The organism is Mycobacterium conspicuum, assembly GCF_010730195.1.
Lineage (GTDB): Bacteria > Actinomycetota > Actinomycetes > Mycobacteriales > Mycobacteriaceae > Mycobacterium > Mycobacterium conspicuum.
The window spans coordinates 5,342,524-5,355,750 of sequence record NZ_AP022613.1; the positions used below are offsets into that span (position 1 = coordinate 5,342,524).

General features: G+C 69.5%; 13 protein-coding genes. 6 read left to right on the forward strand and 7 right to left on the reverse strand.

What is annotated here, in order from left to right:
* The gene (locus G6N66_RS24515; RefSeq protein WP_085230987.1) at nt 1-480 is read right to left on the reverse strand and encodes an NADH-quinone oxidoreductase subunit B family protein; all 480 of its coding nucleotides are present in this window, start codon (nt 478-480) and stop codon (nt 1-3) included.
* Between the two features lie 5 nt (nt 481-485).
* Nucleotides 486-818, reverse strand: a complete 333-nt coding sequence (locus G6N66_RS24520; protein WP_085230960.1) for an ArsR/SmtB family transcription factor — start codon at nt 816-818, stop codon at nt 486-488.
* Between the two features lie 157 nt (nt 819-975).
* Here G6N66_RS24520 and G6N66_RS24525 point away from each other — a divergent pair, with 157 nt between their 5' ends.
* The 3 genes from G6N66_RS24525 to G6N66_RS24535 are packed head-to-tail and all read left to right on the forward strand — an operon-like array spanning nt 976 to nt 6,252.
* Nucleotides 976-1,770: a gluconate 2-dehydrogenase subunit 3 family protein gene (locus G6N66_RS24525; protein WP_085230959.1), complete on the forward strand. Its 795-nt coding sequence runs from the start codon at nt 976-978 to the stop codon at nt 1,768-1,770.
* The gene (locus G6N66_RS24530) at nt 1,760-3,469 is read left to right on the forward strand and encodes a GMC oxidoreductase (RefSeq protein WP_085230958.1); all 1,710 of its coding nucleotides are present in this window, start codon (nt 1,760-1,762) and stop codon (nt 3,467-3,469) included. The genes G6N66_RS24525 and G6N66_RS24530 overlap by 11 nt, the downstream gene beginning before the upstream one ends.
* A gap of 2 nt (nt 3,470-3,471) precedes the next feature.
* On the forward strand, nt 3,472-6,252 hold the full coding sequence (locus G6N66_RS24535; RefSeq protein ID WP_163645917.1) for a PE family protein: 2,781 nt from the start codon (nt 3,472-3,474) through the stop codon (nt 6,250-6,252).
* Between the two features lie 38 nt (nt 6,253-6,290).
* Here the strand turns inward: G6N66_RS24535 and G6N66_RS24540 are convergent, their stop codons facing one another.
* Nucleotides 6,291-7,058, reverse strand: a complete 768-nt coding sequence (locus tag G6N66_RS24540) for an alpha/beta fold hydrolase (RefSeq protein ID WP_139825436.1) — start codon at nt 7,056-7,058, stop codon at nt 6,291-6,293.
* A 26-nt stretch (nt 7,059-7,084) separates the two neighbouring features.
* On the opposite strand from G6N66_RS24540, the gene mhuD reads away from it, so the two are divergent.
* From mhuD to G6N66_RS29805, 3 genes are all read left to right on the forward strand, one after another.
* Entirely contained in the window at nt 7,085-7,402 is a 318-nt protein-coding gene (mhuD, locus tag G6N66_RS24545) for a mycobilin-forming heme oxygenase MhuD (RefSeq protein ID WP_085235310.1), read from the forward strand.
* A 10-nt stretch (nt 7,403-7,412) separates the two neighbouring features.
* Nucleotides 7,413-8,756, forward strand: a complete 1,344-nt coding sequence (locus tag G6N66_RS24550; RefSeq protein ID WP_085235311.1) for a serine hydrolase — start codon at nt 7,413-7,415, stop codon at nt 8,754-8,756.
* Between the two features lie 110 nt (nt 8,757-8,866).
* Nucleotides 8,867-9,082 (forward strand): hypothetical protein, encoded by a 216-nt coding sequence (locus tag G6N66_RS29805; RefSeq protein WP_139825437.1) that lies wholly within the window; start codon nt 8,867-8,869, stop codon nt 9,080-9,082.
* 3 nt (nt 9,083-9,085) lie between these two features.
* Here the strand turns inward: G6N66_RS29805 and G6N66_RS24555 are convergent, their stop codons facing one another.
* From G6N66_RS24555 to clpC1, 4 genes are read right to left on the reverse strand one after another with little or no spacing between them, the layout of a single operon-like run.
* On the reverse strand, nt 9,086-9,631 hold the full coding sequence (locus G6N66_RS24555) for a histidine phosphatase family protein (protein ID WP_085235313.1): 546 nt from the start codon (nt 9,629-9,631) through the stop codon (nt 9,086-9,088).
* Between the two features lie 7 nt (nt 9,632-9,638).
* Nucleotides 9,639-10,424 carry a CbtA family protein gene (locus G6N66_RS24560; protein ID WP_085235314.1) on the reverse strand — a complete coding sequence of 262 codons (786 nt, stop codon included), beginning with the start codon at nt 10,422-10,424 and terminating at the stop codon, nt 9,639-9,641.
* 10 nt (nt 10,425-10,434) lie between these two features.
* Complete coding sequence (locus G6N66_RS24565) at nt 10,435-10,632, reverse strand: CbtB domain-containing protein (protein WP_085235339.1); 198 nt, start codon at nt 10,630-10,632, stop codon at nt 10,435-10,437.
* A 37-nt stretch (nt 10,633-10,669) separates the two neighbouring features.
* Nucleotides 10,670-13,210 (reverse strand): ATP-dependent protease ATP-binding subunit ClpC, encoded by a 2,541-nt coding sequence (gene clpC1, locus G6N66_RS24570; protein ID WP_085235315.1) that lies wholly within the window; start codon nt 13,208-13,210, stop codon nt 10,670-10,672.
* Nucleotides 13,211-13,227: the final 17 nt, after the last annotated feature.

Genomic DNA, 13,227 nt, shown 5'->3' on the forward strand with positions numbered 1-13,227 from the left:
TCACTTGCCCGTCACCGACCGCAGCGCCGCGACGATCTCGCTCGGTGTTGGTGGGCAGCCGGGGATCTCGACGTCGACGGGCACCAAATCCCCGACCGCGCCGGCCACCCCGTAGCCGTCCGCGAACACCCCTTTGTTCAGCGCGCAGTCCCCACAGGCAATCACGACCCGCGGTTGCGGGGTGGCGTCGACCGTGGCGCGCAGCGGGCCGGACATGTTGTGCGTGACGACGCCGGTCACCAGCAGCGCGTCGGCGTGCCGCGGAGACGCCACCAGCCGTGCACCGAACCGCTCGGCGTCATACACCGAACCGAAAGCACCGGAGATCTCGACCTCGCACCCGTTGCACGAACCGGCGTCGACATGCCGTATCTGAAGTGAACCCCGCACTCCCGCAACGGGTTTCATCACCGGCTGCGGCGCGGGTGCCGCGGCTTCGGCGATCCGACCGACCCCGAAAATCTTGCCAATCCAGCCCATCGACGTCACACCGTGCCCCCGCGCAGCCCTTCCAACACGGCCACGCGATCGCTGAGCACCCCGGTGAGAACCTTGCGGGCCACGCCGAGCAGTTCGGCGATGTCCGACGAGGCGATCGAGTAGTTCATCGTGTTGCCGTCCCGCTGAGCGTCGACCACCCCGGCCCGGCGCAGCACGCCCAGCTGTTGGGACAGGTTGGACGACTCGAGTCCGACCTCGGGCAGTAGCTCGGCGACCGTCTTGTCTCCCGTGACCAGGAGCTCGAGGATCCTGATCCGCGCCGGATGTCCCAGCGTCTTAAAGAACTCGGCCTTGACCTTGTACAGGGGTTCCGTCACGGCTCGCGAACCTCCTGAAGCTTTCTGAATTCCTTGTTTCGAACGATTGAAGAATTTATCAAATTGTGCTGGCGTTGTCGCGCCGGGCGCCCCCCGCTCGACACGCCGCTGCGCACGCATACCGAGGTGAGCGTCGCATTTGCGTCATACTCCGGCCGTGAGCAGCGCAAAGGCCGCCCACGAATTCGGCACGGCGCCGGTGTCACGGCGCACGGTGCTGGGCGGGTTGGGCCTGCTGCCGCTGGCGGCCACCATGCCGGACGTCTTCCCGCCCGTCTCGGCGGACACCGGGTACCGATTCCTGACCGCGCACCAGGCGGCGGTGCTCGACGCCGCTACCCGCCGCCTGATCCCCGGCCCGGAAGACCACCTGCTGCAGCACGGCAGCCCGGGTGCGGCCGAGGCCAACGTGGTCCGCTTCCTGGACACCATGCTGTCGGCCTTCTCGTTCTCGCCGCCCCGGGTGCACGCGGGCGGGCCGTGGAGCAACCGCGCCGGCGGCAGCCAGGACTTCATGGCCGAGTTCGTCCCGCTCGACCGCGCCCAGACCTACGGGTGGCAGCAGCGCATCGCCGGCTACCGCCAGCAGTACACCAACGGCATCGCGCTGCTTGACCAAGAGGCCGGCGGCGACTTCACGACGGTGAACAGGGTGCGTCAGGACCTGATCCTGGGTCACGGCAAGGCGCTGTCGTTCACCAAGCTGCTGTTCGGTCACACCGTCGAGGCGATGTACTCCGTCCCGGAGTACGGCGGCAACGCGAATCTCGTTGGCTGGCAAGACATCAAATTCCCGGGCGACAACGAGCCGCGCGGCTACACCGACGCGGAGGTCGAGGCGCCCGAGTGGGACGTCGCCGACAGCACCGGCATCATCGAGGTGCTGCTGCGCGGTGGCTGGCAGCAGGCCATCGCCAAGATGGGCGGAACGGGCGGCGTCAATGCCGGGTAAGGCGATCATCGTCGGCTCAGGCGCCGGCGGTTCGATAGTCGCGATGGTGCTCGCCGAAGCCGGTTGGAACGTAGAGATATTCGAGAAGGGCCCGAACTACTACAACAACCTGGCCGGAAACGGGCCCTTCCCGACGGTGCACTCCAACGACGAACTCAAAGGGATCTACCGCTACTTCGAGCAGCCGGACCCGATCGCCTTCCCGCGCACCTTCCGCAAGAACGCCAGTCAGGTCGCGGCCAACACCTACGTCGGCGATGTCAACGACCTTTCCAATCAGGTCGGCGGCACGTTCCCGCACTCGGATACCAAGTGCACCCGATTGTGGGACATCGACTTCAAGGGGCTGTCGCTGCTCGGCCCGGTGCCCGGTGCGGACATGGCGGACTGGCCCTTCGAGTACAGCGACATCGCGCCGTACTACGACGAGATCCAGGACCTGATCGGGGTGCAGGGTGATGTCGGGTCGATACCGGCCAACGTCCTGAAGCACCAGCCGCAGGAGAAGCCCTATCCAATGCCGCCCGGGGCGCAGATGCGTTCGTCCATGCTGTTGGCCGCGGGCGCCAAACGTGTTGGGCTGCATCCCTTTTACTTCCCGATGGCGGCCAACACCGTTGAATACAACGGCAGCCCGGTGTGCAACAACTGCGGGTTCTGCTCCGGCTACGGGTGCCCGGTCTCGGCCAAGCCGGTCAACCTCGTCGCGCTGCGGCGCGCGCTGCAGACCGGGCGGGTGAACTTGCGCCCGCTTACCCAGGTCCTCAAGGTCGACTACACCGGCCGGAAGGCCACCGGCGTCACCTACGTTGACGCTTCCGGCCAGCAGGGCGGGGACACCGCCGACATCATCGTGCTCGCCTGCTCGGCGATCTTGAGCTCGCATCTGGCGCTGCTTTCGGAGTTTCCCGACCCTTATGCCCGCATCGGCAAACGGATTATGTTCCAAAACTTTTACGACGGCTTCGCCGTCTTCCTCAATCAGCGAGTGCACGCCTACAAGGGCCGGGCGTGCACGCAGGTGGTGTTCGATTTTAACGATCCCGATTTCCCCGGGGCCCGGGCGGCCGCACGGCTGGCCGGACTGCCCTACATCCGTGCCGGCCTGTGCGAGCTTGGCGGAAGCCAGTTTCCGATCGCGGAGGCCAACTACTACCAGTTGATCCTGGGGCTGCTGCCCGGCATCCAGTTCTTCGGCGGGCCGTTCAAGGAGCTGATGCGCATCTCGCTGCTGCGCGACCGGCTGGCCGGCGTCGACTGTTTCGCCACCGACATGCCGTACCTGACCAACAACGTCACTCTCGACCCGACGGTCAAGGACATCAACGGGCAGCCCGCGCCCCGAATCACTTACCAGATCGGCAAATTCGAGAAGATCTCGCAGGACTTTTTCGTGCCGCTGGTCGCCGCGATGTGCGGGGCGTCGGGCGCGCAGCTGTTCGCGGCGGTCCCCCAGGCCTTGGCGACGTCGCTCGGCGGCGTTGCGCCCCCAACCGGCGAGCACACCATGGGCGGGATGCAGATGGGAGTGGACCCGCGAACAAGCGTCGTCGACGCGAACGGAAAGCTGCACCAGCTCGACAACGTCTACGCCGCCGACAGCAGCGTGTTCGTCACCTCCAGCGGCTCCAACCCCACCCTGACGATCATGGCGGTGGCGCTGTGGATCGCCCGCGGGCTCACCGGACAGAGACACTAGCCATGTTCGCCGTACCAGACATCATCGCTTGTGCCGCAACGGATTTGGCCGCCGTCGGGTCGGCCCTGGCCGGGGCGCATGCGTCGGCGGCCGCCCCGACCGTCGGGATCCTGGCCGCGGCCCAGGACGAGGTGTCGAGCGCGATCGCGGCCGTGTTCTCCAGCTATGCCGTTGAGTATCAACGGATCAACCAAGACGCGGCGGCCTATCACGCCAAGTTCGTCCGGGCCCTCGACACCGCCGCGAGCGCCTACGCCGGCGCCGAGGCCGCGAATGCTTCGGCGCTGTCGGATCTGACGCTCGCCGGTGTCTTCAACTCGTTGATCTACCAGCCGACCTACACCATCGGGCAGGCCTGGATCACCAGCCGGGTCGGTGAATTCGTCGACGCCACGTTCATCAACCCGATCGGCCAACTGTTGATCGGGCGGGATTTGCTCGGCAACGGCGCCCCCGGGGTGAGCGGCGGAACCGTCCTGCAGGCCGCCGGCGGCCCCGGCGGGCTGTTGTTCGGCAACGGCGGCCCCGGCGGCACCGCCGCCAGTGGTCAGGGCGGTCTCGGCGGGGCCGCCGGGCTGGTCGGCAATGGCGGCACCGGCGGCGCCGGGGCCAACGGCGCTCCGGGCGGGGACGGCGGCAACGGCGGCTTCCTGATGGGCATTGGCGGCACCGGCGGCGCGGGCGGGGCGGGCGGTTTAGGCCAGAACGGCGGCGCCGGCGGCCCCGGCGGCGACGCCGTGGGCTGGCTGTTCGGCAACGGCGGGGCCGGCGGCGTCGGCGGAACCGGCGGGCCCGGCACGCCCGGCTCCGACGGCGCTGCGGGCTTCCCCGGCACCGACGGCTCGGCCGGCTTGGCGGGCGGGGTGGGCGGCCCCGGCGGTAGGGGCGGTAACAGCAGCCTGCTCCTCGGCAACGGCGGGGCCGGCGGGACGGGTGGCGTCGGTGGGACCGGCGGGGCCGGCGGGGCCGGCGGGGCCGGCGCGGATGCTTCGAGCGCCGGTGCGGCCGGCGGCGACGCGGGCGACGGCGGCGCCGGGGGCGTCGGCGGTGCCGGGGGGACCGGCGGAAATGGCGGCGCCGCACTGGGTTTCGGCGCCGTCGGGGTCAACGGCGACGGCGGGGCGGGCGGCACCGGTGGCGTGGGCGGCGCGCCGGGCGACGGCGGGAACGGCGCGGCCGGCACGTTCGGTGGTGGCGGCGATGGTCACGGGGGCGACGGGGGCCATGGCGGTGATCCCGGCGTCGGCGGGGCCGGCGGCGCCGGCGGCTTGCCCGGCGGCACCGGCACCGGCGGTGTCATCGGTCACGTCGGGGAACCCGGCAGCACGCCCGGCAACGGCGGCAACGGCGGCAATGGTGGGGACGGCGCGAACGCCACCACCCCAGGCAACGACGGCGGCGCCGGCGGATCGGGCGGCGATGGCGGGCTGGTCGGCAACGGCGGCAACGGCGGCAACGGTGGCGCCGGCGCTGCCGGTCCCGCCGGCGCCTCCGGGGCCAGCCCAACCGATGGCGACGCCGGTGGTAGCGGCGGTCAGGGCGGCGCCGGCGGTGACGCCGGAGCGCTGGCCGGTAACGGCATCGTCGCCGGGGCCGGCGGCAACGGGGGGCTCGGCGGGCAGGGCGGGGCCGGCGGGGCCGGCGGCGACGCCACCGGCGCGGGGATAGCCGGCGGGGCCGGGGGTGACGGCGGTAACGGCGGCGCCGGCGGGGCCGGCGGCGCGGCCACCGGCCACAGCGCGGCCGGTGGTCTCGGCGGTGGCGGTGGCGCCGCCGGCCAGGGCGGAGCCGGCGGCGCCGGCGGGAGCGACACGACCGCCGGTGGCGACGGTGGTCAGGGCGGGGCCGGCGGTCAGGGCGGCGCCGGCGGCGCCGGGGGCGCGACCGTCGGTTTGTTCAGCACCGGCGGGGCCGGCGGTGTCGGCGGCGGCGCCGGGGCGGGTGGGGCCGGCGGCGCCGGCGGCGCAGCGATCGGGACCGACGGTGTCGGCGGCTCGGGTGGCCAGGGCGGCTCCAGCGGGGCCGGCGGCGCCGGCGGATCCGGCGGCGCCGTCCAGATGTCGTTGAGTACCGGCGGAGCCGGTGGGGCCGGCGGCGATGCCGCCGCGGGTGGGGCCGGCGGCGCCGGCGGTCAGGCCGGCGGCGTCGACGGCACCGGCGGAGCCGGCGGAGCCGGCGCGGCAGGCGGGACCGGCGGCGCCGGGGGAGCCGGCGGCACTGCCGCCACCGGTGTCGACGGCGACGGCGGCAATGGCGGTACCGGCGGGACGGGCGGCAACGCCGGCGCCGGCGGGGCGGGCGGCCGGGGCGGGCAGGCCAGCGAATCCGGCGGATCCGGCGGCGCCGGCGGGGCGGGCGGCGACGCCGGGAGCAGCGGCCGGGGCGGCGACGGCGGCGCGGCCGGGCCCGGGGTGAACACCTACGGCGGCTCCGGCGGGGCCGCCGGCGCGGCCGCCAACGGGGGTACCGGTGGCGACGGCGGCGCCGGCGCGGCGGTCGGCGGCTCGGGCGGTCAAGGCGGGGCGGGTGGTCAGGGCTCGGCCGGCGGGACCGGCGGGAACTCCGCGCAGGGCCCCGGCGGCAACGGCGCCGACGGCGCCGACGGCGGAAACGGCGGAAACGGCGGGAACGGCGGAAGCGGCCCCGCCCCAGGCCCATTCGGGACGGGTGGGGCCGCCGGCGCGGGCGGTGGCGGCGGCGTCGCGGGCACAGGAGACCCCGACGGCATCGCCGGAAACGACGGAACGCCCGGTGCGCCCGGCGAGGACGGCCAGCCCGGCTAGACATCCCAGCGGTCACAGCGCATCGGTGACCCGAGGTATCAGCGCGGTGCCAAAAAGGACTCGACGGCCCGCCGGTATACCCGCGGCGCTTCGTCGTGGACGAGGTGGCCGGCCTCGGGAACGTGCAAATACGTTGTCGGAGAATCGGTTTTGCTCATTTCCAGTATCTGCCCCGGCGGCGCCACCGAGATGCCGGCCTCGATCAGCAGCGAGGGCGCCCGCACCGCCGACCATTGGTCCCAATAATCGCGGGTACCCCATTCTGCGGCGATCTCGATCCATTTCGACGTGTGACCGTGCAGCCGCCAGCCGGTGGGAGTGCGGTCGAAGGCATCCAGGAAATACTGCCCCGAGACGTCCCCGAATTTATCGAATACGTCCTTGGCGGAATGGAATTCGACCGGAATGGAGTGCAGCCACGGTTCCCACGGCCCGGTGGTGCGGCCGCGAAAGTCCGGCGCCATGTCCTCGAGCACCAGCGCCGTAACCAGCTCGGGACGCTCCGCGGCCAGACACCACGAATGCAGCGCGCCCATCGAATGCCCGACCAGCCTGACCGGCGCGCCCAACGAGGTCACCGCGTCGGCCAAGTCCGAAACGAAGCGCTCGGTGCTGATCGGGTGGGGGTCGACGACGTCGCGGCCTCGATGCCACGGTGCGTCGTAGGTGTACACCGTGCCCAGCCTGGTCAGCCAGGGTAGCTGACGCGACCAGGTGCTGCCCCGGCCCATCAGCCCGTGCACCAGAATCAATGGCTCACCGTGGCCGCCGCGCCGGGTCAACAGGTCGGTGGGCATACCAGTCATCCTGGGTGGCACGGTAACCTAGCGGAATGCCAGTGGTGAAGATCAACGCAATCGAAGTACCCGCCGACGCTGGCCCGGAGCTGGAGAAGCGCTTCGCCCACCGCGCGCACGCGGTCGAAAACTCTCCGGGCTTCCTCGGCTTTCAGCTGCTGCGTCCGGTCAAGGGGGAAGACCGCTACTTCGTGGTGACGCACTGGGAGTCCGAAGAGGCCTTCCAGGCGTGGGCGACCGGGCCCGCGATCGAGGCCCACGCCGGGATCCGGGCCAATCCCGTGGCAACCGGGGCGTCGTTGCTGGAATTCGAAGTTGTGATGGACGTTGCCGGCGCCGGCAAGACGGGGTAGCCGGCGCCCGATGTGGCGCCATGTGCTGGTGCTGGCCGCCGGCGTGGCGCTGGTCATGGCCCTGATACCGGGTTGCGCGTCCTCGCCTACCCCGCACGCGAATGCGGCCGACGCGGGCCCGCGGATCGACAAGGGCACTCCCCCGGGTCTGCGGGCACAGCAGACCATGGACATGCTCAACTCGGACTGGCCCATCGGCCCGGTCGGGGTCGGCACCCTGGCCATCCCCGACAAGGTCGAGTCTGTGGTGAAGACCATGGAGGGGCTGTGGTGGGACCGTCCCTTCACGCTCGATCATGTGGACATCTCGGCCAGCGTGGCCACGCTGCACCTGATCTCGTCTTACGGTGCGCGACAAGACATCCGGATACACACCGACGACGGTGGCTGGGTCGATCGCTTCGACGTCGAGACACAGCCACCGCTGGTCAACTCTTGGCACGACCTCGACGCCGTCTTGAGCAAGACGGGCGCCCGCTACTCCTACCAGGTGGCCAAGGTCGACCAGGGTCGTTGCGACCCCGTCAAGGGCACCAATGCCGGCGAATCCCTGCCGCTGGCATCGATTTTCAAGTTGTACGTGCTGCACGCCCTGGCGGGTGCGGTCCGCGACGGCACGGTTTCCTGGGACGATCAACTAACGGTCACCGAGAAGAGCCAAGCCGTTGGGTCCTCGGGTTTGGCGCTGCCGCCCGGCGCGCACGTGTCGGTTCGCACCGCCGCCGAAAAGATGATTGCCACCAGCGATAACATGGCGACCGACTTGCTGATCGGGCGGCTGGGTGCGCACGCCGTCGAGGAGGCGCTCGCCACGGCGGGCCATCACGATCCGGGCAGCATGACACCCTTCCCGACGATGTACGAGCTGTTCTCCATTGGTTGGGGCCAACCGGATCTGCGGAGCCAGTGGCGGCAGGCCCAGCATGATAGGTCTCCGCAAGTCCGGGCCCAGCTGCTGCAGCAGGCGAATTCCACTCCCTATCAGCCCGATCCAACGCGCGCCCACATCCCGGCCTCGACGTACGGCGTCGAGTGGTACGGCAGCGCCGAGGATATCTGCCGGGTGCATTCGGCGCTGCAAGCCGACGCGGTCGGCCCGGCCGCGCCCGTCAAACAGATCCTGTCCGCCGTGCCCGGCATCCAGCTGGATCGCGACGAATGGCCTTACATCGCAGCCAAAGCCGGCGGTCTGCCCGGTGATTTGACCTTTAGCTGGTACGCCGTGGACAAGACCCAGCAACCGTGGGTGGTCAGCTTCCAGCTGAACTGGCCCCGCGATCACGGGCCCACCGTGACCAGTTGGATGCTGCAGGTGGCCAAGCAGGACTTCGCGCTGATCGCGCCGCATGCATAGCGGTCTCAAACACAAAGCTATGGGTTCTGCATGCAAGTCGGCGAATCGCTTGAAGCGCGACCGGCGGCGAAAGTACCGTGACGCCTATGTTCGCGAATGGATTGGGAACCGTGGCGATCGCGGTCGGCGTTTGTATCGGAGCAGCAGCACCCGCCGTCGCTGAAACCGCGCTCGATTCCGACCAGGACATGTTTGGCGGCCTCACCTGCAACTGCTCGCAGGAAGTCCCACCCGCCGACTCGCTTCTCAGCGAAATCAATCGAGGGCTGCAGCACGCGGGTTCAGCGGGGTTGCCCGGACCAACGACACCGATCGAGCACGGGTGATCGCTAGATTCGAAGCGTCCAGCCCGATCCGCGCCGGTGTAGGACGGTGCGACTCAGCGGTTTAATATCCATGCGCCAGAACGCATTTGGCGATGCGCCAAGGGCGGTTAGGATCGCCGCGCGGATGACGGCGGGGTGGGTGACGGCGACCGTGCGCGAGGCGTTGTCGGAAAGCGATGCCAGCCACGCCGCCACCCGGTCGACCAGGTCGGCGATCGACTCACCGCCGTGCGGCGCCTGACGTGGATCGGTCAGCCAGACGTCCAGGTCGGCGGGCGGGACATCGTCGAGCGCGCGCCCACGCCACCGTCCGCAATTCAGGTCGGCCAACCGTGGCTCGATGACCGGCCGTAACCCCAGCAGTTGGGCGGTTTGCCGAGCCCGCCGCTCGGGTGCGGTGAGTTGGCGTGTGCCGCTTTTGATTTCAAATCCCACCGCCGCTTGCCTGCACCCGCTGTCGTTGAGTGGCTCGTCGGCCGAGAACCGCGCGGCCGCCATGGCGTCGGTCATCGCGTGCGACACCAAGGTCAGCCGGACGAGCTCGGTCATGGCCCCGTCACGCGGTGATGCTCGATGCCCGCTCCCCCAGCAGCCGGCCCGCCAGCCTCCCGAACAGCAGACCGATGGTCACCCACAGCAGGAGCTGGGTAGCCAGCGAAACCAACCTGAACTCGTAGAGCACGTCGGCGGGAAAGCCCGGGTAGCTGATCACGCCCGCGGCGTCACGCAGCGGTTGGGGCGTCTCCGCCACGTCGGGCAGCAACGCGTACACCCCGGCGACCACCACCACGTAGGCCGCGGTCGCCAGCACGCCGGCGTTCCATGCACCGACGCGGGTGCTGAGCCGCCGCGCCAGTCGCACCGCCGCAATCGTCAGTGCCACCGACACCAGCACAGCGACGAGATACCAACCGGTGCGCATGCCGATCGTGTCCGCCTGACCCACGGCCGGCGGGTTGGGTGGATACTTCAGAAACGGCACCAAATAGACGGATACGAAGACGCCAGAGGCGAGCAGCAACGAAAGCCTCGAAATGCTTTGTGGCGCAGGGTTGTCGGCGCGCGCGAACACCACACAGAACAGCACCGCGAACAGCGCGCCCATCGCCAATCCGAAAAGCAGCACACCGAAACCCAGTCCGGCGTTGGCTTGCACGCCGCGGGTGAACAGGTCGGCTCCGTGTTCGTGCACACCCGGCGCCCGCTCGGCGGCGGTGCGGCCGTCCTCATACGCGATGGCGCGCCCGATGATCGGCTCGGCACACAGGCGGGCGAACACGAACGACACCACGGCGCCCATTAAACCGGCCAGGAGACCGCGTGCGATCAGACGCCTCTCCACGTCGGATAACTCAGTGGCAGGGGAACCCGAGCAGATGCCTTGCGTCGTGCATGAATTCGTGCACGTGGGAGTCGCTGCCGAACAACGACACCGCGCCCTGGTCGACGCCGACGAAGTACAGCGCCAACAACGCCAGGAACACAGTCGCCGCCAACCAAAGCGCGGCACTAGCCACGGACAGGTCAACCGATCGAGGTGCTGTCGTCACCGAGCTCCTCGCTTTGGCCACGTTCGACTCCTTTTCGCTAGTTGGCGCTCTGCCCCTCGGCGCTGTGCGCACCGGCCTTGGCCAGGTCCGGCTCGGCCGGCGGCTTGCGCGTTCCGACGAACGTGAACACCGCGTCCTCGCCGGCGCTCTCGCCGTCCCAGTTGTCCACGTCGACGGTGACGATCTGTCCCGGTCCGACCTCCTCGAAGAGGATCTTCTCGGAGAGCTGGTCCTCGATCTCGCGCTGGATGGTGCGCCGCAACGGGCGGGCACCCAGCACCGGGTCGAAGCCCCGCTTGGCCAGCAGTGACTTGGCCTTGTCGGTCAGCTCCAGGGCCATGTCCTTGCTCTTGAGCTGGGCCGCGACCCGGCCGATCATCAGGTCCACCATCTGGATGATCTCGTCGCGAGTCAGCTGGTGGAAGACGATCGTTTCGTCGATGCGGTTGAGGAACTCCGGGCGGAAGTGCTTCTTGAGCTCGTCGTTGACCTTCTGCTTCATCCGCTCGTAGTCGTTGTCACCGCCACCCTGCGAGAAGCCCAGCCCGACCGGCTTGGAGATGTCGGACGTGCCCAGGTTGGAGGTGAAGATCAGCACGGTGTTCTTGAAGTCCACCGTGCGGCCCTGGCCGTCGGTGAGCCGGCCGTCCTCGAGGACCTGCAACAGGCTGTTGTAGATCTCCTGGTGCGCCTTCTCGATCTCGTCGAACAACACCACGGAAAACGGCTTGCGCCGCACCTTCTCGGTGAGCTGGCCGCCCTCCTCGTAGCCGACATATCCGGGCGGGGCACCGAACAGCCGCGACGCGGTGAACCGGTCGTGGAACTCGCCCATGTCGATCTGGATGAGGGCGTCGTCGTCGCCGAACAGGAAGTTGGCCAACGCCTTGGACAGCTCGGTCTTACCGACACCGGACGGGCCGGCGAAGATGAACGAGCCCGACGGCCGCTTCGGGTCCTTCAGCCCGGCGCGGGTGCGGCGGATCGCCTTGGAGACGGCCTTGACGGCATCCACCTGGCCGATGATCCGCTTGTGCAGCTCGTCCTCCATGCGCAGCAGGCGCGTGGTCTCGGCCTCGGTGAGCTTGAACACCGGAATGCCGGTCCAGTTGCCCAGCACCTCGGCGATCTCGTTGTCGTCCACCTCGGCCACCACGTCCAGATCGCCTGAACGCCATTGCTTTTCGCGTTCGGCGCGCTGTGCGACCAGGGTCTTCTCCCGGTCCCGCAGGCTGGCGGCCTTCTCGAAGTCCTGGGCGTCGATCGCCGATTCCTTCTCCCGGCGCGCCTCGGCGATCTTCTCGTCGAACTCGCGCAGGTCTGGCGGCGCGGTCATCCGGCGGATGCGCATCCGCGCGCCCGCCTCGTCGATCAGGTCGATCGCCTTGTCCGGCAGGAACCGGTCGTTGATGTAACGGTCGGCCAGGGTGGCCGCGGCCACCAGCGCCGCATCCGAGATCGACACCCGGTGGTGCGCCTCGTAGCGGTCCCGCAGGCCCTTGAGGATCTCGATGGTGTGCTCCACCGTCGGCTCGCCCACCTGCACCGGCTGGAAGCGGCGCTCCAGCGCCGCGTCCTTCTCGATGTATTTGCGGTACTCGTCGAGCGTGGTGGCGCCGATCGTCTGCAGCTCGCCGCGGGCCAGCTTGGGCTTCAGGATGCTCGCCGCATCGATCGCGCCCTCGGCGGCACCGGCCCCGACCAGCGTGTGCAGCTCGTCGATGAACAGGATGATGTCGCCGCGGGTATTGATCTCCTTGAGCACCTTCTTCAGGCGCTCCTCGAAGTCACCGCGGTAGCGCGAACCGGCCACCAGCGAGCCCAGGTCCAGGGTGTAGAGCTGCTTGTCCTTGAGCGTCTCGGGGACCTCGCCGTGCACGATGGCCTGCGCCAGTCCCTCGACGACGGCGGTCTTGCCGACGCCGGGCTCGCCGATCAGCACCGGGTTGTTCTTGGTGCGCCGGCTCAGGACCTGCATCACCCGCTCGATTTCCTTTTCGCGGCCGATGACCGGGTCCAGCTTGCCCTCCATGGCGGCGGCCGTCAGGTTGCGGCCGAACTGGTCGAGAACCAGGGACGTGGAAGGCGAACCGGACTCGCCGCCGCGCCCGCCGGTGCCCGCCTCGGCGGCCTCCTTGCCCTGGTAGCCGCTCAGCAGCTGGATCACCTGCTGGCGCACCCGGGTCAGCTCGGCGCCGAGCTTGACCAGCACCTGAGCGGCCACGCCCTCACCCTCGCGGATCAGGCCGAGCAAAATGTGCTCGGTGCCGATGTAGTTGTGGCCGAGCTGCAGCGCCTCACGCAGGCTCAGCTCGAGAACCTTCTTGGCGCGCGGGGTGAACGGGATGTGCCCCGACGGCGCCTGCTGGCCCTGGCCGATGATCTCCTCGACCTGGCTGCGCACGCCCTCGAGCGAGATCCCCAGCGACTCCAGCGACTTGGCGGCGACGCCCTCGCCCTCGTGAATAAGACCCAACAGGATGTGCTCGGTGCCGATGTAGTTGTGGTTGAGCATCCTGGCTTCTTCTTGCGCCAGAACGACCACCCTGCGGGCACGGTCGGTAAATCTCTCGAACATCGGCTTACCTGCTCTTC

Bases quoted from the DNA above. Each gene is read 5' to 3' on its own strand.
- G6N66_RS24540 (WP_139825436.1), bottom strand. From the start codon at position 7,058: ATGACTGGTATGCCCACCGACCTGTTGACCCGGCGCGGCGGCCACGGT.
- G6N66_RS24530 (WP_085230958.1), top strand. From the start codon at position 1,760: ATGCCGGGTAAGGCGATCATCGTCGGCTCAGGCGCCGGCGGTTCGATA.
- G6N66_RS24550 (WP_085235311.1), top strand. From the start codon at position 7,413: ATGTGGCGCCATGTGCTGGTGCTGGCCGCCGGCGTGGCGCTGGTCATG.
- G6N66_RS24515 (WP_085230987.1), bottom strand. From the start codon at position 480: ATGGGCTGGATTGGCAAGATTTTCGGGGTCGGTCGGATCGCCGAAGCC.
- G6N66_RS24535 (WP_163645917.1), top strand. From the start codon at position 3,472: ATGTTCGCCGTACCAGACATCATCGCTTGTGCCGCAACGGATTTGGCC.
- G6N66_RS24555 (WP_085235313.1), bottom strand. From the start codon at position 9,631: ATGACCGAGCTCGTCCGGCTGACCTTGGTGTCGCACGCGATGACCGAC.
- mhuD (WP_085235310.1), top strand. From the start codon at position 7,085: ATGCCAGTGGTGAAGATCAACGCAATCGAAGTACCCGCCGACGCTGGC.
- clpC1 (WP_085235315.1), bottom strand. From the start codon at position 13,210: ATGTTCGAGAGATTTACCGACCGTGCCCGCAGGGTGGTCGTTCTGGCG.